This window comes from Pseudoalteromonas sp. JC3 (genome assembly GCF_030291895.1).
In the GTDB taxonomy this organism is placed as follows: domain Bacteria; phylum Pseudomonadota; class Gammaproteobacteria; order Enterobacterales; family Alteromonadaceae; genus Pseudoalteromonas.
On sequence record NZ_CP127856.1, the window covers coordinates 82,859 to 105,128 of the forward strand.

The window sequence follows — 22,270 nt, forward strand, 5'->3', positions numbered from 1 at the left end:
TTGCTAGTGTACTCTCTACTTTACCTTCGATGCTAAAGTTAGCATGATAAGTGCTATCAGCGCTTCCTCTACGCTCACACTTATCATGCTTTATTACTTTGTTATTTTACCAAAGTTAATTGAGTCTTATCACTTCGCCAAGTCCTAGCGCCGTTAGGCGATTAGCTTGCGTTTTTGCATCTCCAACCACGATATATATTAGTTTATTCGGATGAATATACTGCTTGGCAAGTCCCTTTATGTCATCAACTCCCAGGCTTTCGATTTGTTCGTTGCGCTGCTGCATAAAGTTGTTTGCCAAATTCAGAGACCCAATTTGCTCAAGTACTTTAACTTTTGCTGTTAAGGTTTCAAAGCGTCTGGCATTACTTTTTAAATAGTAATTTTTTGTCGTTGTTAAATCGGCTAAAGTATACGTGTTCCCGTACTCTTCGACGATTTGTTTTACTAACTCCAGAGACTCCAAAGTGACATTGCTTCGCACGTTAGATTTTATTTCAAACATTGAAGAGACTGGTGTAGCGTCAAATTTTGAACGTATATGATAGGTATAACCTTTGTCTGCTCTTAGATCCTGAACAAGGCGAGAAGAAAACCCACCACCGCCAAGGATGTAATTCATCGCTGTTGCGTTAAAGTAGTCAGTGTGATTTGCTTTAAGTGACGGATGAGCAATTAGTAGTGTCGATTGCTTTGCCTGCGGAATATCATAAAAATATATTGCTGCAGAATTAAGTGCATTTGGCTCAGGTAAAAGAGGAAGTGTTGCTTTTGATGCGGGCCAGTGGTCAATTAGCTGCTCAAGAGACTTTTGAATATCTGCATGTTTGACAGCACCGGCTACATATAATTTTGCCAATTGTGGGGCTATATTTTTTTGATGGTAGGTTTTTAGGTCATCAATTGTTATCTTCGAGATACTTTCTTCTGTGCCCAGTGTATTATTTGCCAACGGGTGATGTCTTGGATATGTAAGCTTGTATAGCTCTTTTTGGGCGATGGCTTCGGGATCTGCTGATGATTGTTGTAGTTGTCCGGTAACCGTTTGTTTAGCAAGTTCAAATTCAGTTAAATCCCACCTCGGTTGAGTCAGTATTTCACCAATTAATGCCAATGTGGCTTCATAATTACGTGCCAGAGTACTTGCTTTTAGCACTATTTGCTCGCGCTCTGCTGTTACTGTGATAGTTGAGCCTAGCTGTCTAATCTCATTGTTTAACTCTTCAGCTGATTTTGTCGCTGTCCCCCGGGTCAGCATATTTGCAACTAAGTTAGCGGTACCATTTTTATCTGGCGACTCGAGTAACAATGAACCATCAATAGTAAGTTTTATTTCAACCAATGGCACTTCGTCACTGTATAACGAAAAAACCTCTAGTCCATTTTTTAACTGAGCTGTTTTTACATCTGGCGTTGGTATTACCGGAGTTTTTCCAAACTCGGGTTCAATGGAACGATCAAAGCTAGATGGTGTTTTGCTAATCTGGAGTGGCTTGGCTGTATCGAGTTCGCTGATGTCTTCAAGGTTGATCTGCTCTTCTTTAATCACTGCCTTTTGGGCGGTGTCAACAGCGAGTTTTTTACTACCTTTAGGTACAAAACTAGTTGAAACAAAAGGCTTATTCTTTAGGTATGTGTTATAAACACGCCAGATATCGTCTGCGCTGACTGCACGCATCAAGTCAATTTCTTTATTAATGTATCCAGGATCATTTAGCAGCAAATTGTAATCGGCAAGCGCGACGCCTTTATTTACAACACTTGATAGATTCCGATAATACTCAGTTTCTATACCCACTTTTACACGATGAAGATCGTCTTGTGAAAATGCTTCTGTTTCGAAGCGCTTTAGCCCAATTTCAATCGCTTGCTCAACTTGATCTAAATCGACACCGTCGTAAGCGGTTATCATCATGAGTAACTCGCCAGCTAATTCAGAGCGGATATCAAGTAGCATTAAACCAGAGCTTAATTTCTGCTTCTCAACGAGCTCATTGGTTACAGGCGCTTGGTTGCCATCAGTTAATAGCTTAATTAGCACATCCATCGCATAGCTATCTCGGTGAAAACGCGGCATAGAAGGCCAAGCTTGTGTTAACTGAGGAACTTGCGCAAAACTATCTTCATGATAGCGTTTTTTGCTGCTCGTCAACACGATGGGTTGCTTCGGTTGGGGTGAAACTTCCGGTCCTCTTGGAATATCGTTAAAATATTTTTCGACCCAAGCTTTTGCCTGGTTACTATCAAAGTCTCCAGAAATAACTAACGTAACATTATTCGGTCCATACCACCGTTTATAGAAGTCTTTGACGTCTTCGACCGTAGCGCTAGCTAGGTCTTCAAGGGAGCCTAATGGCAGCCAGTTGTATGGGTGATCGACTGGATACAAATTTTTTGTAATTACATCAAATACATGACCGTAAGGTTGGTTAGTGACGCGCTGACGCTTTTCGTTCTTTACTACTTCTTTTTCTTGTTGAAGAACGGGGATTGTTACGGTGTTGATGAAATAGCCCAGTTTATCGGCCTCAGCCCAAATCATCTTTTCCAGTGCATCATTGGGTACCGTTTGCATGTAATTCGTGATATCTCGGTTAGTTGAGCCGTTTGCACCAGAGCCTCCCACTCGAGCACTTAGCTTGTCTAGCCCACCTTTACCTAAATTTTCAGACTCTAAAAATAATAAATGCTCGAATAAGTGAGCAAATCCAGTTTTGCCTACCTTTTCACGTGCAGAGCCAACATGTGCAGCAAGGGTGACGGCAACGACGGGATCGGATTTATCAATATGAAAAACAACATCTAAGCCGTTATCTAAAGTGAACTTCTCAAAATCCACGTGAAAAGACGAGTTGGCATGATCAGGGACATCGGTTGCTGGCTGAACTGTAATATCTTGTTTTTGGAGATTAGAAGTAGAACATCCTGAAAGAGTGAACAAACTTGCCGTGATAGCAAGAGCAAGTGGCTTAACGTTCATTAACTTACCTTATAATTATAATTTCCTGTTAATTTAAACAGTTGCGAAACTATTGTCCATAAATAAGGGAATATTCCCTCGTAACGGTTTCAGATTTCTGATTGTGTCCGCTGCGGACACTTTTTCCGTCCGCGGACACATTCCATCCTCTTCTAAAATGAAATAAATAAATATAATCAACAACTTAAGTTTTGGCACAAAGTTAGCCTCTTTTACGGCATACAAACTAATAAAGAAGATACGTTATGTGGTTAAGTACTGCTTTTTTAATTTCACCCTTGATGATGTTGGCTGTAGCAACGGTCGTGGCGGTATTTGACTCGTTAATTCGAGGAGAATCATTATGATTAAAGACACAAGCGGACAAGATGAAGTGCTCCAAACTAGTAAATCCAAAAAGAAGCTTGGTCTTGTAATAGCGGGTGTTGTAATTATTGCAGCACTTACCGCACAGGTCGTGTTTGGTGGGCCAAATGCTAGTAGCTCCGTGGCCAAAGATAGAGTGCAAATTGCAGCCGTGACTTTCGGTGAGTTTACCCGCGATATTGCCGCCACAGGTTTTGTCGTTGCTGCAAATGCACCACAAATTTATAGTCCGGAGCAGGGTTATGTCTCTTTACAGGTCAAAGCGGGTGATAGCGTGACTCAAGGTGAAGTACTAGCCACGGTTAAAAGTCCAACTTTAACCAACCAGCTCCAACAAGAAGAAGCGGAGCTGCAAAGACTGAGTGGTGAGCTTGAAGGGAAAAAATTAGATGTTAGACGTCAAAACTTGGCGTTAAATCGCTCCTTAGATCTCGCTCGCGTCGAACTATTAGCGGCAGATAGAGAAGACCGACGTGCTCAGTTGTCTATCCAAAAGAACCTCATCAGCCAAATTGATTTAGAAGAAGCGCAAGACGACCTAGCGCGGGCAAAATTAAACTTCAATCATGCAGAGCAAGAAGTTGCGCTAGGCAAAGATACCTTGGCCTTTGAACTTAAATCTGTTGAGAATCAGCTTGAGCGGCAACGTTTAATCGTTGAAGAATTAAAACGTCAAGTTGCAAGCTTAGATGTGATTGCGCCGGTTTCAGGCATAGTCGGTAATTTATTAGTCGATCAAAATGCGCTGGTTAATGCCAATCAGGGGTTGATGAAACTCGTTGACTTAAGTGCTTATGAAGCCGAGCTTCAAGTACCTGAAAGTTATGCGGCAGAGCTTGGGCTCGGGATGGCCGTCGAGCTCAGGATTGGCAACCAAAATATTTCTGGCGTGTTATCTGCGATTTCTCCAGAAGTAAATAACCGTGAAGTCACCACTCGAGTACGTTTTTCGGACGAAAACATTGATGGCATTAGACAAAATCAACGTTTGTCTGCTCGAATTTTACTAGAACACAAAGAAAACACCTTAATGGTTAAACGTGGTGCTTTTATGAGTGAAGGTGGGCACATCGCTTACAAACTAAGTGGTGATATCGCTGAGCGAATTGAGATCACTACCGGTACCTCAAGCATCAGTGAAGTTGAAGTGCTTAATGGCTTAAAGCAAGGCGATCAAATCATCATCAGTAGTTACGACGCATTCGAACGTGCGCCCAGCATCTTATTAAGATAAGAAGGAAAATAATAATGTTAATTATGAATAATATCGGCAAAGTATACCAAACTGATATGGTGCAAACACACGCACTCAGAGATTTTAACCTGCAAGTAAATGAAGGAGAGTTTATCGCGGTAACAGGCCCTTCAGGCTCAGGTAAAACAACCTTCTTAAATATTGCTGGGATGCTAGAAGGGTACTCTAGTGGTCAATATATGCTAGATGGAATTGATGTTGGTAAGCTTAATGACAACCAAAGAGCTGATCTGCGAAACCAAAAAATCGGCTTTATTTTTCAAGGTTTTAACCTTATCCCAGATTTAAACTTGTACGAAAATGTTGAAGTGCCACTACGTTATCGTGGTATCAAGGCGGCTGAGCGCAAGCGCAGAATTGAAAACTGTCTAGAGCAAGTTGGCCTTGCTGGCCGTGCAAAACATTTGCCACAACAGTTGTCCGGTGGACAGCAGCAGCGTGTGGCGATTGCAAGAGCGCTTGCTGGTGAGCCACGCTTTTTACTCGCCGATGAACCAACGGGGAATTTAGATAGTTTAATGGCGCGTCAGGTGATGGAGTTACTAGAACAAATTAACCGTGACGGCGCAACGATAGTAATGGTTACCCACGACCCGGAGCTCGCAAGGCGTACACCAAGAAACATCCAAATTGTAGATGGACAGGTTGCGGATTTTACTTTGTATCAAGGTAAAGGTGCGGCTTCACAAGCGTTGAAATCTCAGGTGGGAGCTTAAGTTATGTTTGCGCATTACCTTGATTTAGCTTGGCGTAGCCTAAAAGCCACGCCGCTTGCGACTAGTCTAATGACGCTGGCTATCGCCATTGGTATTGGCGTCACTATGGTGAGTTTATCCGTGTATCACATGATGTCCGCCGATCCAATTCCAAGCAAAAGTGGCAAACTCTATGCTGTACAGCTACAAGTGATGGATGAGGGGCAAACCTATCATTCAGCTGATGATATTCCCTTTCAGTTGACATTTTTAGATGCGAAAAACCTGTATCAAACGCTAAACGTCGACAAAAAAGTCGCGATGTTTAAATCCGGTTTTGCGGTTCATGTAAGCAACCCCGAAGTGAGGCCCATGCTGCAAACGACACGGCTAATCACCCGAGAGTTTTTTGCCATGTTTGAGTTGAGTTTTTTGTATGGTGGAGTGTGGAGCCAAAGCCAAGCCGACAATGCTGCACCAGTGGTTGTAATTGATGAAACTATCGCACAAAAGTTATTTGGCCGCAGTGATGTGGTTGGAGAAAGTATTTATTTGGCGCAGCGAAGATATCAAGTAGTAGGGGTAACTAAGGAGTGGCAGCCAAACGTCAAAATGTATGACTTAAACAATGGCGCGTTTGCTGATGCCGAGCGCATCTTCATTCCCTTCAGTCATGCTGCAGCTTATGAGATTGACACTTGGGGTAATACGAATGGCTGGAAGAGGGAAGAGATTAACAACTTCACGGACAAAATGAATTCAGAAATGCTTTGGACTCAGTTTTGGGTTGAATTAGAGAACGAAAAAGAACAACAAGCGTTAGCAACACAACTGGATAATTACATCCAAACCCAACAAGATTTGGGAAGATTTAACCGTAAAACACGAGAGTTTTCACTTCGAAATGTCACTGAATGGCTTGAGTACAATAATGTGGTTAGTGAAGATAACAAAGTCATGATTGGTTTAAGTTTTATGTTCCTTGCCGTTTGCTTAGCCAATATTCTCGGATTGTTACTAGCGAAATTTCTTAAACGTGCCCCTGATGTTGGCGTAAGAAGAGCGCTTGGTGCAAGTAAAACGCAAGTGTTTTACCAACACTTGGTCGAAGTGGCGTTGCTTGGTTTTATGGGGGGAGTGATAGGGATAGTTTTTGCTCAGCTTGGCTTATGGGGGATCCGCAGAACTAGCCATGTATACGAAAGTCTTGCAACGATGGATGTCTCTATGCTGTTAGCAGCGCCGAGCATCGCTATTGTGACTTGTATTCTTGCAGGGCTTTACCCAGCTTGGATAGTGTGTAAAACATCACCTGCTACTTATCTAAAAGTGCAATAAGGAGAGTCCCATGTTGGAATTAAAACCAATTATCAATGCGTTATTGCGCTCTAAAGTTGGTGCCGTACTTGCCATCCTACAACTTGCCTTGACGTTGGCAATTGTCAGCAATTCGCTGTCCATTATTAGTGAGCGCGTCAGCTATCTCAACAAGCCAACTGGCTACCCAGAAGAGTCGATAATCACCTTCAGTGTCATGTCGTTTGACGACAAGGTAGATGATGCAAACCAACAGCTTATCGTTGATGAGAGAATACTAAAAAGTATCCCAGGTGTTATAGAAGCCGTGGGAGTGAGTTCGGTTCCGCTTTCAGGAGGAGGTAGCAATTCGGGATTCAGCTTAACCTCAGAAGACGATGGTAAACATACAAACTCGGGGCATTTATACGCCAATGAACAAGTGATCCGCACCTTGGGCGTAAAATTGATAGAAGGCCGTGATTTCACATCTGGTGATGTCCTGATCTCAAGTGAATACGCTAAGCAACCAGATGTTGTTATTGCCAGTAAGGCGTTTACGGACGAGATATTTGGTGAGGGTAGAGGATTGGGCGAAACGATTTATTATGGTGGCGGCCCGTTAAAAGTCGTGGGGATTGTTGAGCGTATGACTAATGCTTGGCCGCGTTTTAGAAATGCTGATCGCTTAATTATTTTTCCCATGGTAAATGCGAATGGATTTCAAGATTTCTTAGTTCGCACAGATCCGAGTTTGCGTGGCGAAGTAATGAAAAAAATAGAGTCGGTGCTGCTTCAAGAAAATCCAAATAGAGTGATCACCAATATGAAAGGACTTGATGAAGTAAAGGAAAGGTACAACTCTAAAGACATATTGATGCTAAGAATGTTGCTAGTGCTAATCACAGCATTAGTCGTCGTGACGGCGCTGGGAATATTTGGTCTTACTCAGTTTAATATTAGTAAACGCACTAAACAGATTGGTACTCGCAGAGCTTTGGGGGCGCGTAAGTCTGCAATTGTTCGTTACTTTGTGGTAGAAAACCTCATTGTTTGTGCAATTGGCTTAGTACTTGGCACTGTGGCTACGGTTTTCCTAGGACAAAAGCTAATGTCTTTGTATTCAGTGCCGCCGCTAGAAGTAAGCTATATTTTGATAACGGCGCTGGGGCTTATCGTGCTCTGTATCGCGTCAGTTATTTTTCCTGCTAAAAAGGCGGCGAACATTTCACCGAGTATCGCAACAAGAAGTGTATAACCCTTATACCAACTAGGTTGTGTGAGCAACCTAGTTGGTATTACTTTAACTTACCTTGTATTAGTTGTGCTAGTATAGGTAAGTGGCAATATGTAATAACAAGAATAAAATCATATGGATAAAATCTTAATTGTGGATGATAACCCTGCGGTGCTTGATGCACTGTCATTGTTACTAGAGCTGCATGATTATCAAGTGGTTACCGCGTGCTCACCGTTAGAAGCAATTAAAGTGGTATCGTTTCAGCAAATTGCACTAGTTATCCAAGATATGAACTTTAGTGCAGACACCACCTCAGGAGAGGAGGGGGCTGCGCTTTTTCACCAATTAAAAGCACTAAATGCAAAACTCCCTATTATCTTATTAACGGCTTGGACTGAGCTCACCATGGCGGTTGAGTTGGTAAAAGCTGGAGCGGCAGACTATCTAGCCAAGCCGTGGGACGACCAAAAGTTACTCACCACAATTGCAAATCTCGTCGCGCTTGGTGAGGCACATAAGCAAGTTGCAAACTTTGAACGGGCTGAACAAGAACGCCAACAGTTTAATCAAGGCGCGGATTTATGCGGGTTTGTGTATAAATCGGTGGCCATGCAGCGAGTCATAGATATGGCGCTGCAAGTCGCCAAATCTGATGTATCAGTGTTAATAACCGGTCCAAATGGTAGCGGTAAAGAAAAAATCGCGGAGATCATTCAAGCGAACTCACCACTAAAAAATCAACCGTTTGTCAAAGTGAATGCAGGCGCGCTCCCAAGTGACTTAATCGAAGCTGAGTTATTTGGTGCTGAGAGTGGTGCTTATACCGGTGCGAATAAGCAGCGTATTGGTCGCTTTGAAGCTGCTGATAAAGGCACGTTATTTTTGGATGAGATTGGTAATTTACCTCTTCCAGGGCAAACAAAATTGCTACGTGTTTTGCAAAGTGGCGAGTTTGAGAGGTTGGGTTCAGTCGAGACAAAAAAAGTCTCGGTTCGTGTCATCTCAGCAACGAACGCGGATCTGCTAGCGGATATTCGAGGGGGGAAATTCCGTGAGGATCTATATTATCGCTTAAATGTCATTGAGCTAAACTTACCCGCGTTGTCACAGCGAGTGGATGATATTATACCTTTGGTCGCGCATTTTTTACCTGCAAGGGGGCTTACTTCGGATGCCCAGCAAGCATTATGTGAACACCCTTGGCCTGGAAACGTACGAGAGCTTGAAAATGCCTGTAAACGGGCGGCAGTATTGAATCCAGATGGTGAGCTCAGTGCCAAGGATTTTGGTCTTGATGTGCAGGCAAATACAGCACAAGTTAGCGCCTCGCATACCATACGAGAACCCAGTAAAGAAGAATTGGAGCAGGCGCTCAAGACTCATCTTGGTGTGATTGCGAAAGTGGCGCGACATTTTAACATGAGTAGACAAGCGCTTTATCGTCGCTTGCAAAAGTTTGGCATTGAATATTAAGGACAATAATGACGACCTCGCAGCAACATGCATTGATCATTGCCATCAGTATTATTATTGGCCTGATTCCTTTATGGTTCTTTCTCGATGACCACAGCGGTTTCATTGTAATAGTACTGGGCTCCGTCAGTGTAGCACTAGTGCTACATAGACTATTAATGCGTGAAAACAAAGCGGGGTGGGAGGCGTTAGAAGTCGGCCTGATGAACTTTAAGGATGGCGAATTTTCTACGTCAATCACCTATAGCGCTAACAATGAGCTCGGTAGGTTGTGTCAATTATTCAATGAAACGGCAAAACAGTTAAGAGATGAAAAACAATGGATTTATCAGCGTGAGTTGATGCTAGATAAAGTGCTTGAGTCGTCACCTCAGGTACTTGTCCTTGTCGACTCACAAGATGTGGTGGTATTTGCTAACAATAGTGCAAAAACGTTTTTTAACTGTGAGCACCGCCTTGAGGGTGAGCGTTTTAGTAAATTGTTATCCGAAGTCCCCGATGAACTTCAGCAAGCAGCAAGCAACCAACTTGATGGCTTGTTCTCAATACAAAGTAGCATTGGAGAGTCGCAAATGTGGCATCTCGCCAACGGTGAGTTATTACTCAACAACCACTTTCACAAATTATATATTTTTAAGCAATTCACTCGAGAGTTGAGCCGCCAAGAAGTGCAAGTTTGGAAGAAAGTGATCCGCATCATTAGTCATGAGTTAAACAACTCGTTAGGGCCTATTTCATCTATGCTGCACAGCGGACAGATCTTGGCTGAACGCGTGGATGAACCTAGGCTAAGTCGAGTATTTGCGACGATAGAAGAGCGCATTGTGCACCTTAGCGAGTTTGTTCAGGGTTATGGTAAGTTCGCCAAACTTCCTCTGCCAAACATTGAACCTGTGAATTTGCAGGTTTTGTGTGCGCGACTGCAAAGCCATTGGTCATTCCAATATCAGCTTAATCAAATGCAATTACAGGCAGACACGACACAGTTAGAACAGTTACTCATTAATTTGATAAAGAATGCGACCGAGTCTGGCTCAAAGATAGAGGAAATCCGCGTTCAATCTGAGCAGCGTAACGACGAGGTTTATATATGGGTGCTCGATAGAGGCGAAGGCATGAGTGACACTGTGATGGCCAACGCCTTAATTCCATTTTATTCTACCAAAGCGTCAGGAACTGGGCTTGGTTTAGCGCTGTGCAGAGAAATTGTTGAAGCACACAACGGTAAAATCAGCCTCTATAATCGCGAAGGTAAAGGTTTGTGCGTCGAAATTAGGTTACCGAACAAATTACCCTGAGTTTAACTCAGGATAATAATATTAAGGCTGAGCTCATCAATTATTTTGGTGGATCAATCGAATGATTAATGCTGGCGTTAACCCTAAACCACCCTGCAATTGAATAGCGCTTTTCGTTGGCAACCAGTACTTCATGAGGGAATTCATCACTTAAAAAGGTAACTAGCGTGCCATAACTTGGCAGCACCGTTGTGAGTATCTCGTCGTGATTATCGGGATTGTAAACAACTAGTTCGCCGCCATTGTCTGGTGCCCAAGACTGATTTAAGTACAATACCGTGGTCAAAATTCGGTTGGTCTTTCCCTTAAAGGCGTCCAAATGCTTTTTGTAAAACGCCCCTGGAGGATAAATGGCAAAGTGGCTTTCATAACTAAAGAGTCCCATAAACAGCCGTCTGTTTAAATAGGCTTTTAGCTCGCCCATGTAGTTGAGCCAAACAGATTCCAACTCATTGCTGCTATCTAGCCAGTGAATTTTATCTCTGCGAATTTTCTTATTTTGCTCGTGAGAGGCTAAACGACCAATTCCAGCTTGCTTAAAATCATCACTGCTGAGCTCTGCTATTCTCAATTCCAACTTGGATAAAATGTCGGGACTGACGAAATTTGGCAAAATACTAATGCCTGTGGTTTGTAAGTCCTGAGCTAATTTCTCGAACGGAAATTCTAAGTCTAAATCTAACAATAGCGGTGCCTCTAAAAAAGGTCTTTTTACCCCTTTGTTTGGTACCGATCCAGCGAGTTAATTTTACCTTGTCGATAAGCGAATTTTGTTAATGATGTTTTCGCTGGCGGCTTCGATTAAATCAAGCACATGTTCAAAACCTTGTTCACCACCATAATAAGGATCAGGCACTTCATGCTCACTCATGTCACCAAACGCTAAAAACAGCTGAACTTTATGCGCCAAGCCGGTAGGACAATTAGAGAGTAGATCGCGGTAATTAGCGTTGTCTGCGCACAAAAGTAAGTCGTAATCTTCAAAATCGCTGGGTTTTACTTGCTGCGCTGATATGTCTGAAAAGTCATACCCTCTTGCGCTGCCTGCTGCGACACTGCGTGGATCTGGAGGGTTACCTTGATGATAGCCAATGGTGCCAGCGGAATCGATACAGATTGTTAACTCTGTTGCTGCGAGTTTGTGCTTTAATACCGCCTCCATAGTTGGAGAGCGGCAGATATTACCCATGCAGACGACTAAGATACTAGAAATTGCGCTCATATTGTTGTCCTTCAAGTACGCTTTTATACCAATAGTATTTATTCTCCAAGTCTACCGATTTTTTAATTCAGAGCAAAATATAAGATTCCGGCTAATACCAGTAGTATTCATTCACCCAGTCTAGCGATTTTTTTAGAGCAAAATATAAGGCGTCAGCTAATACCAACTTTCTTAGGACGCCAAATTTAACTCGTTAGTTTGGAAGGTTTTCGTGAGGACCAAATACCTCATAGAATATTTGCTCGGTTTGTACACCGGCATTCATCAGTTGGGTTTTGATAAAGCGCATAAAGGCAACCGGGCCGCATAGGTAGAACTCTCCGTCTGTTAGCGGCAAAGTATCTTTGATTGCGTTGATATCCATCAGTCCGGAATGCGTATCGTCGGCTTCTGACTCCAACCAAGTAACCACATTAAAATTTCGGATATTGCTACCAAGCTCATTGATTTCTTGGTTGAAACCTAAGTCACTGTGAGTTTTATTCGCGTGTAAAAAATGTGCTTCGACTTCAGGTGAATGTTGGCTATGAACGCCAAGCATGCAAAGCATAGGGGTTATTCCAACCCCAGCGCTAATGTATACCTTTGGACTGGCTGTGTGTTGTCTGACAAAGTCTCCAGCTGGTGGAGTGAGCTTGAGGGTGTCGCCCGCCTTAAGTGTATGAAGATATTGCGATACGGCACCGTCGTGTTTAGTAGAGATCCTAAGGTACGAACCATTGGGCGCAGCAGACAAAGAGTATTGGCGGATCTGCTGAAACCCTACCACTTCTTTTGGTACAAAGACAGAAACAAATTGTCCAGCTTGGTAATGAGGCAAGGCTTTACCGTCGACAGGCTTGAGATAAAAGCTTTTAATATTTTCAGTATTGCTTATCACCTTTTCAATTGTAAATTCACGCGTTCCTTGCCACCCACCTTGCTGCTCAAGCGCGGTTTGGTACAGGCCATGCTCTGCGGTGATAAATAAATCGGCTAAAAACTGGTAGGCATTAAGCCAAGCTTGCTCTATTTCGTCTGTGAATTGCTCGCTGAACTCGGCTTTGAGCGTTGCAATTAAATGCCGGCCAACAATAGCGTATTGCTCAGGTAAAATCCCAAGGCTAACGTGCTTATGGTTGATACGTAAAATGGCGTCACTGAGCACTTCTGGTTGATCAATGTAATTGGCATAGGCCGCTAATGCTGCAAATAGTGCCAACGGCTGTTTTCCCGAAGCCTGATGGGATTGGTTGAATACCCCTTTTAACTCTGGGTGTTGATTGAACATGCTATGATAAAACTTGGCGGTGATCTCGGGACCGACCTGAGCCAATAGCGGTGCACTTTGTTTTACCAACTCAATCGTATTTTGGGTAAGCATTAATATCTCCTGTTTGAGAGTAGAGTTAACCTATTCGCCCATCGACGCGTTTTTGTATCAGCATGGGCGCGAAGGTAATGGAAAAAAGCATAAAACCAAAAACCCAAGCCACGGCACTTAACAGCCATGCATTGTGCGGGTTTATAAAATGAATAAGGAATGCGCGGATAAGACCTGATACCGCGATACAGATAAATGCCAGTGCAGTTGTCGTGCCTACCTGTAATAGCCGGCCTGTGTGGCCCAAGGTAACGCGAGTCATCATGGCTAAGATCATTAATCCCATGCCATTAATTGCCACTAAGTGAAGATGGCTGCGCAAATGCTCTGGTGCAAAGGTGTTGTTGTATGCGCTAAGTATTAAACCCACTGCGATTGCACAATATGACAGGTACAGTGACCAAAGCAGTGGTACGTTAAATAATTTACCGTTAAACCAATAAATTGCTCTTATCGAATGCAGTAGCCCAAGGAGCAGAAGTGCAGCACTTAAATAGTGAGTATTTTGCATCGTAAACTGCAGGATATAGGTGAAAACGCAGATGATGGCGAGGTAAAAGATCGCCCTGTCTAACCTTGGAGTATGTGGCTTTTGTGCTTGCTGCAATCCGCGGGCAATAAAAAACGGAATAACGCGGCCACCCACTACACCAATCAATAACATGTAAGCAATTAGCGTTGCTTGGCTTGTAGCGCTTAGCAATAAGAAGTGTTGGTTGTGAAGTAAAATCAAAAATACGATGTTGCAGCCACACAACATACTTACAGCAAAAATAAAAACACGATTGTTTCTGGATTTTGCATCAACAATTACGGTCGTTAAATTGATTAGTACAATGAGCCAAAAACTCAGTTGTAGTAGCAAGGTGATGATGATTGATGAATTTGCCACAAAAAAGCTCAGCCTAGCGGCACACCAAATAATACAGAGTGACAGCAGTGCGCCACCATGTAATGTCTGTCTTTGTGTCCAATTTTTTGCAGCGGTTAGCAAAAATCCGGCGACGACAGCACCGCCAAAGCCAAATAGCATCTCGTGGGCGTGCCAATAGGTCGCTGGGTAATCATTACGCCAAACAACATTGCCATTGAGCAATAAAGCCCACACAGAAATACTCACGACAGCGAATAAGCCCGCGAGTAAAAATAGCGCTCTAAAGCCGAGCATCAACACGGGCCAAGTAGATGGTAAATACCAACACACTGTTTTTGAACTGGGCTCTTCTAGCTGGATTAAGCTCATTTACTTAACCTCCAAACCTAGGTGGTATAGACAGACAAGGCGGATGACGTAGGCAAGCTTAATCAAGGCGGCCAATACTATAGTACTAATATGTGCTGCAATTTGTGAGAAGAGGCTGAAGCTTTCAACGCTAAAAAAACTCACTTGCAGTGACAGCATAAACGCTGCGAGTGAAGTGAAAATGGCGATGTTGCTATATCTTAAAAGTTGGTATGCACGGCTCATCGTTAACTCTGCGAATGTTGATATATAGACTGCACATTGCAGGTGTCACGCCAACTTTAAAATGCTATATAAATCATTGTATTAGTATTCTATTATTGATGTTTGAGTCAAATTGACCTATCTTAATTAGTGTTTATTTGAATAAATTGAGTCTTTTTGACATGAATTCGTTAGCGCTCTCCAAATTGCTTGAGCTTAGTATGTCGTTATCACGACTTTCGTTGGCGCAAGAGGGTCGCGAGGTTAAGCAATACGCTAAGTCCTTGCTTTCAGCATTGAGTCAATCTGTTACCGCTGATGCCATCGCCATTCTTTATGGCGATCAGCATGCATTAACTATCCTAGCCTGCAATGGGTTGAGTGCGGACGCTGTTGGGCGGCAATTTTTGCTTACAGAGCAACCTAGATTGATGTCCATTTTCGAGTCTGACGAACTAGTTAGTTTTCCTGCCAATAGCGACTTACCTGACCCTTACGATGGTCTGTTGCTCGCCGAAGAAAGTCGCTTACCAGTGCATGCCTGCATGGGATTTAAGGTCGCGCTGCAAAGTAGCATCTTATTGGTGACGTTTGATTGTCTTAAACCGGATAGCTTTGAGCACTTGTCTGAGGTTTATATGAAAACCCTACAAGCAATTGTCTCAAGTAGTGCATTACGTATGTTTGAGGCTGAGCGCCTCTATGAGCAAGCACGTGCATCTACACTTACCCAATCTCAAAAGTCCGTTAAAAAGCAAATTTTAGTAGGAGAGAGTGCGGTGATGCATTCGCTTAAATCAGAAATTGAACTGGTTGCTGGTTCTGAATTTAATGTGCTTATTCAAGGTGATACGGGAACGGGTAAAGAGTTGGTAGCAAAACACGTACATTTTAATTCCCAACGAAATGACAAACCGTTTATACAAATTAACTGTGCGGCGCTTCCTGACTCGATAGCAGAAAGTGAACTCTTTGGTCACAAAAAAGGGGCGTTTACAGGGGCCGATAAAGACCGGTTAGGCAAGTTTGCAGCCGCGGACGGCGGCACGCTGTTTTTGGATGAAGTTGGCGAACTGAGTTTGACTTTACAGAGCAAACTATTACGTGTGCTGCAAAGCGGTGAGGTGCAAGCGGTAGGTGCTGACCACATTCATATTGTTGATGTTAGAGTGGTTGCTGCCACTAATCGTGATTTAAAAGAAGAGGTGAGACGCGGAAAATTTAGGGCTGATCTTTATCATCGCTTGAGTGTGTATCCTTTATTTGTTCCTCCACTGATCGAAAGGCTAGATGACATCCCGCTGCTGGTTGGGTTCTTTTTAGAGCAGCTAAGAGGCACGCTCAACGCAAAACAAGTGGTGATGGATAGGCAAGCACTCAGTCGGTTAATGCATTACGATTGGCCGGGTAATGTCAGAGAGCTTGAACATTGTGTCAGTCGTGCAGCGTTAAAAGCTAAGCATCAACAGTGGCAGGCTAATATCATTGAGATCCATGACATAGACATCGCGCCAAAACACCATCAACAAATTCAGCAGGCTGAGTGCATTACCACGCAAGAGAAAACACCTCCTGTCGCCATGAAATTCGCCGTCGAGCTACTACAAAAAGACATGATCGTTAACGCGATGGAACGTCATGGGTTTAATTGGTCGGCAGCTGCGAGAGAGCTGGAAATGGATAGAGCAAATTTGGTTCGACTAGCAAAGCGTTTAGGGTTAGATGTTAAAAAGCAGATGAGTTAAGCAGCCGGAGCTGCTTTTATAAATCTCAATAACTTAGCAAGTTTTTTATTCTGAGTTCTGATTAAATACAAGCCGTTCAAAAAATGAAACCCTAAATGTAATGAAAATTGTTATTAATACTCTTATAAGTTGTTTATTTTAAAAGGGTATATTAAGAAAACTGTTATTTTTATTTAATCTTGCGAAGAATAAATATTGAACTAGGGTTATAGGGCGTCACTAGACATTATTAGGGGGCCCTATGCAGGGTAATAAGCAAGTCATAACAGCGCTAAATCAAGTGCTTACACTAGAGTTAACATCAATAAACCAGTTCTTTCTACACGCAAGAATGTACAAAAATTGGGGGCTTGAAGAGCTAAACGAGAAAGCGTATAAAAAATCTATCAAGGATATGAAGCAAGCTGATGATCTTATCGAGCGCATATTATTCCTTGAAGGGTTACCAAACCTCCAGCATTTAGAAAAGCTACGAATAGGTGAGCACACCGAAGAAATGATGGCGTGCGACTTAGCATTTCAACTCGATCAGCTTCCGACATTGCGCGATGCAATTGCGCTGTGTGAACACGAACAGGATTATGTTAGTCGAGAGCTACTAGAAGATATTCTTGAATATGAAGAGGGCTATGTGGATTGGCTCGAAACGCAGCATTTCTTAATCAAAAATACCGGCATTGAAAACTATCTGCAATCGCAGATTGAGGGGTAAGTTATGCAAGGCAATTCTACCGTTATCGACTTACTCAATAAGCAACTTACGCTTGAGCTTTCTTCGATGGATCAATATTTGGCGCATGCCAAAATGTATGAAGATTGGGGACTGGAGAAGCTACACCATAAGTTATCTCACGAATACGAAGAAGAGCTCGATCACGCTAAGCGGATCACGGAGCGCATTTTGTTTTTGGAAGGCACGCCAGATACCGCTTCTCGTGCGCCGATCCACGTCGGTACTGACGTGAAAGAAATGCTAGAAAATGATTTGGCTGCGGAAATTCTGGTAAAAGATCATTTGAAAAAGGTGATAGCAGTGTGTGAGCAAGCGCAAGATTATGTTACTCGTGAAATGCTCGAAACCCTGTTAGATGACACCGAAATGGATCACATTTATTGGCTTGAACAGCATATCAATTTAATCAAACTAATTGGTTTACCAAACTACATTCAGAGCCAACTTGCTAATGGCCCTGAATGATCCCAACCACCGCACCTACCTTTGGGTGCGGTTTCTTTGTCTGCCATGCATTGTCTTGGTGATTTATAACGAGCAAGGTATTCGCTATAAAATTAAGCAATCACAATGATTTGAACTAAAGTTTAGTTATGTGTTGGGTGATTAGTAATACGATGAGAATATTATTACTGTTTTTCTGCCTCCTGAGCTCGGTTTGTCTCGCCGCAAACTCCAAGCAAGTGTTTCGTATTTATCATGACGCTGATTATTCTAATTTAAATGAGTCAGCCGAAGCGATAAAAATGGGATTTCTAACCGCATTAGATGAAGTAGATAATCAAATCCAAGGTTATAAGGTTGAATTGGTGGCCAAAGACCATCGTGGTAATAGTAATCGTAGTTTGCTTCACTTTAAGCAATTTTTAAAAGACCCGAATGCCTTACTCGTGCTTGGTGGTGTTCATTCTCCTCCTTATATTAAATTTCGTAAATTTATCAATGAGAGTGAAGCGCTGCTGTTGGTTCCTTGGGCCGCTGGTGGGCCAATTACAAGATACCCGAGTAAGGATAATTGGATTTTTAGGCTTTCTGTGGATGACACCAAAGCGGGTAAAGTACTCATCAATTATGCAAAGCAACAAGGTTGTGTTGCACCTCATTTACTCCTTGAGGATACCGCATGGGGGCGCTCTAATTACGACACATTGCTAGCGGAATATAAAACAGCCAAGCCTAACAACGCGCTGCCTGTATCTTGGTTTAACTGGGCGACACAAGAAAATGAGGCTCGGATCATGATCCATAATATTATTGAAAGTGAGCCGCAATGTATCATTTTTGTTGGCAATGCGATTGAGGGCGCAGAGTTCGTAAAAGCCATGGCGAGTATTGACGAGGCGCAGCGCCTGCCCATTATTAGTCATTGGGGGGTAACTGCGGGTAACTTTTTTAAAGTGGTTGGGGATAAGTTATCTGCTGACGTCTCATTGGCGGTCCTACAAAGCTGTTTTTCTTTTGAGAATAAACCATTAAGTATGTTTTCGGTACGAGTATTTAATCGTGCAAAACAGCTTTTCCCAACCCGGTTTGCAACGCATGGATTTGTTCAAGCAGCTCCCGGATTTATCCATGGCTATGACATTGCCAAGCTTCTTATTGCAGCAGCGGAGCAGATAAAACTGACAGATTCAGTCGCGACCAACAGAGTCTTATTAAAAAGCGCATTTGAGGATTTGCAATCGCCGATCAGCGGCCTCATAAAAACGTATCAACGGCCTTTTAGTGTCTGGAGTGATAAAAATGATTCAGCCCATGAAGCGCTAACCGTGCAAGACTTGTGTATGGGGCAATACCAGTCTAATGGCAGTATTAAACTAGTTTATAGTTACCCGGGGTCGCATTGAAAACTAAATTCACCTTAACGAGTAATCGCGCTTTTTACACCTTTTTAGGGTTAACGGCTATTGTTTCACTTCTGCTCAGTGCACTTTTTGTTGGGCTGAGATCAAATGTCATTGTCGAAGACTTAGTGAGAGAAACGAATGAAACCCAAGCTCAACTCGCAGTTAACAACTTAACTCAGTATCTTGAGAGCCGTAAGCAGATCCTCTCTGATCTTTCTCTACATCCTATTATCGTAAATGGTGCGATGGGTACAGGGCTCTCCGCTGCTAAGTTACGAGACTTTATGCGCAGTTTTCAAATTATAGGTAGAGAAGAAAAGTTAATGGTGATCAATGTATTGGGCGATGTTGTTTACGCAAACTTTGATTCTCATGAAGTGTTAGACCAAAAACCAAAGTGGCTCGATAAAGTGATCAATGCAGAGTTGGTCAGTGCGATAGATCTCACTCAGGTTGGCAATCTGCACTATTTCACAATAGCAGTACCGATTTACTATAACGGCTTTGCTGAGGGAGCACTTATTGGCGAATTTTCGACGAGTTTAGAGAGTCTGCTTAGCTCCTCATCATCCACATCTTTTCATAGCATTGGTTTAAAAGGCAGGTGGATTAATTTTTCTAACACCCAAAAAGTTGAAACTTACTTTAGTGTAAGCAGTCTCGATGTTGGCTCCACCGATTTAGTATTAGACTATCGTGTAGAGAAAAGTCAGGTCACTGACGAAGTGAAAATATTTGTGTGGGATCTTATTGGTGCTATTGCCTTTGGGCTATTCCTATCATTTGGCTTGCTCTATTTGTTTGGTAAGCAACTTCTGTTAAATCCATTCAAAAAACTAGAAGAATCGAGGACAACACTCAAACGCAGTGAAGAGCGATTTAAACTTGCAATATTTGGTAGCGATGATGGCCTTTGGGACTGGGATCTTGAGCGGAATGCGGTGTTTTATTCAGATAGATTTAAATCTTTACTAGGCTTTTCGCAAGAGACACAAGCTTTATTCTCTGCGCATATTTCTAGTTTATTTGACCGAGTCCACCCTGCAGATCTCCCCAATTTAGAAAACTCAATTAAGTTTCATATGACGGAAGAAGAGCCTTTTGGTGTCGAGTGTAGAATAAAAACGAGGCAAAACAGCTATCGCTATTTTTGGCTAAAAGGTGCTGCGGCACTTAAAGATGGACAAGCGAAGCGGATAGTTGGCTCACTTTCGGATATTACCGATCAAAAGCTTCATCAAGAAGCGCTGAAAAAGGCCAAGGAACAAAATGATTTACTCGCTCAAGCAATAGAGTGCGCAAATGTCGGCATAACGATTGTTGACGCGACTAAGCCTGAATTGCCAATCGTATTTGCGAATAAAACATTTCAACAAATCACCGAATATGGTGATGAAGTACTGGGTAAAAATTGTCGCTTTTTGCAAGGTGAACATACCCAGCAGCAAGCGTTAGAGGAAATCAGGGAAGCAATAATAGCTCACGAATTCGTCAAAGTTGAATTGATCAATTACACCAAATCTGGAAAGGCATTTTGGAATAGTTTACAGATCTCTCCGGTGTTCAACGAACAAAATCAATTAACGGCATTCGTTGGCATCCAACAGGATATTACCGCTGCGGTTGAAGCGAAAAAAGAGCTAGAACAAGCGAAGCAAGCGGCGGAGCAGGGCGCGCAAGCTAAAAGCGAGTTTTTGGCGTCAATGAGCCATGAGATCCGCACGCCAATGAATGGTGTAATAGGCATGTTAAGTCTGCTAGAAGATGAGCACCTTACTCAAACTCAACTACATAAAGTGAGTCTAGCAATGGGGAGTGCCAAGTCGTTATTAAATCTCATCAACGATATTTTAGATTTTTCTAAAATTGAGGCGGGTAAGCTTGAACTTGAGTCACTAGATTTCGATGTTAGGGCATTACTTGGCGAATTGATTGAATCCGTTGCGTTGCAAGCACAGAAAAAGGGACTTGAACTTATTCTAGATGTAACCCAACTTGAAAAGCCATTGGTGCAGGGGGACCCGAGCCGTATTCGACAAATAATCACCAACCTAATTAGTAATGCAATCAAGTTTACCGAGCAAGGCGAGATCATCATCCGAGCTTGGTTCAGTGAGGTAGGCAATAAACTGAGATTTCATTGCTCAGTTGAAGATACCGGCATAGGGATACCAGAGGACAAAGCAGATAGGCTTTTTGCTAAATTCTCTCAAGTTGATGCCTCTACGACTAGAAAGTATGGAGGGACTGGACTGGGGCTTGCCATTGTCAGACAACTCTGTGAATTAATGGATGGCGATATCGCCGTTAGTAGTCGGTTTGGACATGGTAGCCAATTTGAATTTTTCGTGACTTTGATCCATGGCGATAATACTCAATTCGAAGCTGCAAAAATTGATTTACAAGGGATAAAAATACTCCTAGTTGACGATAACCTCTCAGCCTTGACGAGTTTGGAATCTCAATTGAGGCACTGGGGGGCGGATGTGTATAAAGCCAGCTCTGGAATACAAGCACTCTCGCTGTGTGAAGCTGAATACCAACGTGATAAAAATGTGTTTGATATCGCCTTACTGGATATGACGCTTAGAGGCATGTCGGGTGAGCAGCTCGGCGCTGCACTAAAAAATGATAAGCGATTCAAAGCGATAAAACTTATCATGATGACGCAAATGGGTACTAAGGGGGATGGCCAGTTTTACGCGGAGCGTGGCTATTCAGGCTATTTTCCAAAGCCCGTGACAACCAAAGACCTTTTTGATGCGTTAACCATTTTAGCTGAAGATGGCAAGGCGCTGGCGAATGCGAAACCACTGGTTACGAGTCACTATCTGAAACTGGTAAGAAAGGCGAACGAAACCGAATTTACGTGGCCAAAACCTTGTCGTATTCTACTGGTTGAGGATAATAAGGTGAACCAAGTTGTCGCATTAAGTATGCTCAAAAAATTGGGGATAACCCATATTGAAGTTGCCGAAAACGGACTGCTTGCCATTGAACTGCTCAAGTCACATCAAGATGAATGTCAATTTGAGCTAATCTTAATGGATTGTCAGATGCCTGAAATGGATGGCTATCGGACGACCGAGTTAATCCGAGACGGAGCCGCAGGTGAGAGTTATCAGGGAGTAAAAATATTAGCCATGACAGCCAATGCAATGTCCGGTGATAGAGAGAAGTGTTTAAATGCAGGCATGAACGATTACCTCACGAAGCCCATTTCGGAAGAGCCATTGAGCGAGAAACTACAATATTGGCTATACAAAAGCGAATATGCTTCCACAGACGATACAGAAGAAACGACTTAAGG

16 protein-coding genes are annotated in these 22,270 nt (G+C 42.8%); 11 read left to right on the forward strand and 5 right to left on the reverse strand.

Annotation, left to right across the window (positions count from 1 at the left end; genetic code table 11):
• Window positions 1-115: 115 nt before the first annotated feature.
• Entirely contained in the window at window positions 116-2,980 is a 2,865-nt protein-coding gene (locus tag QSH61_RS19215) for a M16 family metallopeptidase (RefSeq protein WP_206471106.1), read from the reverse strand.
• A 343-nt stretch (window positions 2,981-3,323) separates the two neighbouring features.
• On the opposite strand from QSH61_RS19215, the gene QSH61_RS19220 reads away from it, so the two are divergent.
• From QSH61_RS19220 to QSH61_RS19245, 6 genes are all read left to right on the forward strand, one after another.
• Window positions 3,324-4,580, forward strand: a complete 1,257-nt coding sequence (locus QSH61_RS19220; RefSeq protein WP_088532372.1) for an efflux RND transporter periplasmic adaptor subunit — start codon at window positions 3,324-3,326, stop codon at window positions 4,578-4,580.
• A gap of 14 nt (window positions 4,581-4,594) precedes the next feature.
• Window positions 4,595-5,317, forward strand: a complete 723-nt coding sequence (locus tag QSH61_RS19225) for an ABC transporter ATP-binding protein (protein WP_010607521.1) — start codon at window positions 4,595-4,597, stop codon at window positions 5,315-5,317.
• A gap of 3 nt (window positions 5,318-5,320) precedes the next feature.
• Window positions 5,321-6,634 carry an ABC transporter permease gene (locus QSH61_RS19230; RefSeq protein ID WP_102058592.1) on the forward strand — a complete coding sequence of 438 codons (1,314 nt, stop codon included), beginning with the start codon at window positions 5,321-5,323 and terminating at the stop codon, window positions 6,632-6,634.
• A 10-nt stretch (window positions 6,635-6,644) separates the two neighbouring features.
• The gene (locus QSH61_RS19235) at window positions 6,645-7,850 is read left to right on the forward strand and encodes an ABC transporter permease (RefSeq protein WP_206471105.1); all 1,206 of its coding nucleotides are present in this window, start codon (window positions 6,645-6,647) and stop codon (window positions 7,848-7,850) included.
• 114 nt (window positions 7,851-7,964) lie between these two features.
• Window positions 7,965-9,305: a sigma-54-dependent transcriptional regulator gene (locus QSH61_RS19240; protein WP_102058594.1), complete on the forward strand. Its 1,341-nt coding sequence runs from the start codon at window positions 7,965-7,967 to the stop codon at window positions 9,303-9,305.
• An 8-nt stretch (window positions 9,306-9,313) separates the two neighbouring features.
• Window positions 9,314-10,603, forward strand: coding sequence for a sensor histidine kinase (locus tag QSH61_RS19245; RefSeq protein WP_206471104.1), 1,290 nt, complete (start codon window positions 9,314-9,316; stop codon window positions 10,601-10,603).
• Window positions 10,604-10,643: 40 nt separating this feature from the next.
• Here QSH61_RS19245 and QSH61_RS19250 read toward each other — a convergent pair whose 3' ends face one another.
• The 4 genes from QSH61_RS19250 to QSH61_RS19265 form a co-directional block, all read right to left on the reverse strand.
• Window positions 10,644-11,288: a 2OG-Fe(II) oxygenase gene (locus QSH61_RS19250; RefSeq protein ID WP_010374811.1), complete on the reverse strand. Its 645-nt coding sequence runs from the start codon at window positions 11,286-11,288 to the stop codon at window positions 10,644-10,646.
• Between the two features lie 63 nt (window positions 11,289-11,351).
• The gene (locus QSH61_RS19255) at window positions 11,352-11,825 is read right to left on the reverse strand and encodes a low molecular weight protein-tyrosine-phosphatase (protein WP_206471103.1); all 474 of its coding nucleotides are present in this window, start codon (window positions 11,823-11,825) and stop codon (window positions 11,352-11,354) included.
• 193 nt (window positions 11,826-12,018) lie between these two features.
• Window positions 12,019-13,188, reverse strand: a complete 1,170-nt coding sequence (gene hmpA / locus QSH61_RS19260; protein ID WP_206471102.1) for an NO-inducible flavohemoprotein — start codon at window positions 13,186-13,188, stop codon at window positions 12,019-12,021.
• A gap of 25 nt (window positions 13,189-13,213) precedes the next feature.
• Complete coding sequence (locus tag QSH61_RS19265; protein WP_206471101.1) at window positions 13,214-14,431, reverse strand: NnrS family protein; 1,218 nt, start codon at window positions 14,429-14,431, stop codon at window positions 13,214-13,216.
• 386 nt (window positions 14,432-14,817) lie between these two features.
• On the opposite strand from QSH61_RS19265, the gene norR reads away from it, so the two are divergent.
• From norR to QSH61_RS19290, 5 genes are all read left to right on the forward strand, one after another.
• Window positions 14,818-16,380, forward strand: a complete 1,563-nt coding sequence (gene norR, locus QSH61_RS19270) for a nitric oxide reductase transcriptional regulator NorR (RefSeq protein WP_206471100.1) — start codon at window positions 14,818-14,820, stop codon at window positions 16,378-16,380.
• A gap of 241 nt (window positions 16,381-16,621) precedes the next feature.
• Window positions 16,622-17,092 carry a bacterioferritin gene (gene bfr / locus QSH61_RS19275; protein ID WP_010374801.1) on the forward strand — a complete coding sequence of 157 codons (471 nt, stop codon included), beginning with the start codon at window positions 16,622-16,624 and terminating at the stop codon, window positions 17,090-17,092.
• Window positions 17,093-17,095: 3 nt separating this feature from the next.
• The gene (bfr, locus tag QSH61_RS19280) at window positions 17,096-17,578 is read left to right on the forward strand and encodes a bacterioferritin (protein ID WP_174170719.1); all 483 of its coding nucleotides are present in this window, start codon (window positions 17,096-17,098) and stop codon (window positions 17,576-17,578) included.
• Window positions 17,579-17,730: 152 nt separating this feature from the next.
• Entirely contained in the window at window positions 17,731-18,960 is a 1,230-nt protein-coding gene (locus QSH61_RS19285) for an ABC transporter substrate-binding protein (RefSeq protein ID WP_206471099.1), read from the forward strand.
• The gene (locus QSH61_RS19290; RefSeq protein ID WP_174170721.1) at window positions 18,957-22,268 is read left to right on the forward strand and encodes a response regulator; all 3,312 of its coding nucleotides are present in this window, start codon (window positions 18,957-18,959) and stop codon (window positions 22,266-22,268) included. Before QSH61_RS19285 ends, QSH61_RS19290 begins: the two co-directional genes overlap by 4 nt.
• The last annotated feature ends 2 nt before the right edge of the window (window positions 22,269-22,270 follow it).

What these genes read in the sequence shown, in the direction of transcription:
- bfr (WP_174170719.1), top strand. Translation starts at nt 17,096, where the DNA reads ATGCAAGGCAATTCTACCGTTATCGACTTACTCAATAAGCAACTTACG.
- QSH61_RS19245 (WP_206471104.1), top strand. Translation starts at nt 9,314, where the DNA reads ATGACGACCTCGCAGCAACATGCATTGATCATTGCCATCAGTATTATT.
- QSH61_RS19255 (WP_206471103.1), bottom strand. Translation starts at nt 11,825, where the DNA reads ATGAGCGCAATTTCTAGTATCTTAGTCGTCTGCATGGGTAATATCTGC.
- QSH61_RS19240 (WP_102058594.1), top strand. Translation starts at nt 7,965, where the DNA reads ATGGATAAAATCTTAATTGTGGATGATAACCCTGCGGTGCTTGATGCA.
- norR (WP_206471100.1), top strand. Translation starts at nt 14,818, where the DNA reads ATGAATTCGTTAGCGCTCTCCAAATTGCTTGAGCTTAGTATGTCGTTA.
- QSH61_RS19220 (WP_088532372.1), top strand. Translation starts at nt 3,324, where the DNA reads ATGATTAAAGACACAAGCGGACAAGATGAAGTGCTCCAAACTAGTAAA.
- QSH61_RS19265 (WP_206471101.1), bottom strand. Translation starts at nt 14,431, where the DNA reads ATGAGCTTAATCCAGCTAGAAGAGCCCAGTTCAAAAACAGTGTGTTGG.
- bfr (WP_010374801.1), top strand. Translation starts at nt 16,622, where the DNA reads ATGCAGGGTAATAAGCAAGTCATAACAGCGCTAAATCAAGTGCTTACA.
- QSH61_RS19285 (WP_206471099.1), top strand. Translation starts at nt 17,731, where the DNA reads ATGAGAATATTATTACTGTTTTTCTGCCTCCTGAGCTCGGTTTGTCTC.
- hmpA (WP_206471102.1), bottom strand. Translation starts at nt 13,188, where the DNA reads ATGCTTACCCAAAATACGATTGAGTTGGTAAAACAAAGTGCACCGCTA.
- QSH61_RS19215 (WP_206471106.1), bottom strand. Translation starts at nt 2,980, where the DNA reads ATGAACGTTAAGCCACTTGCTCTTGCTATCACGGCAAGTTTGTTCACT.
- QSH61_RS19230 (WP_102058592.1), top strand. Translation starts at nt 5,321, where the DNA reads ATGTTTGCGCATTACCTTGATTTAGCTTGGCGTAGCCTAAAAGCCACG.
- QSH61_RS19235 (WP_206471105.1), top strand. Translation starts at nt 6,645, where the DNA reads ATGTTGGAATTAAAACCAATTATCAATGCGTTATTGCGCTCTAAAGTT.
- QSH61_RS19225 (WP_010607521.1), top strand. Translation starts at nt 4,595, where the DNA reads ATGTTAATTATGAATAATATCGGCAAAGTATACCAAACTGATATGGTG.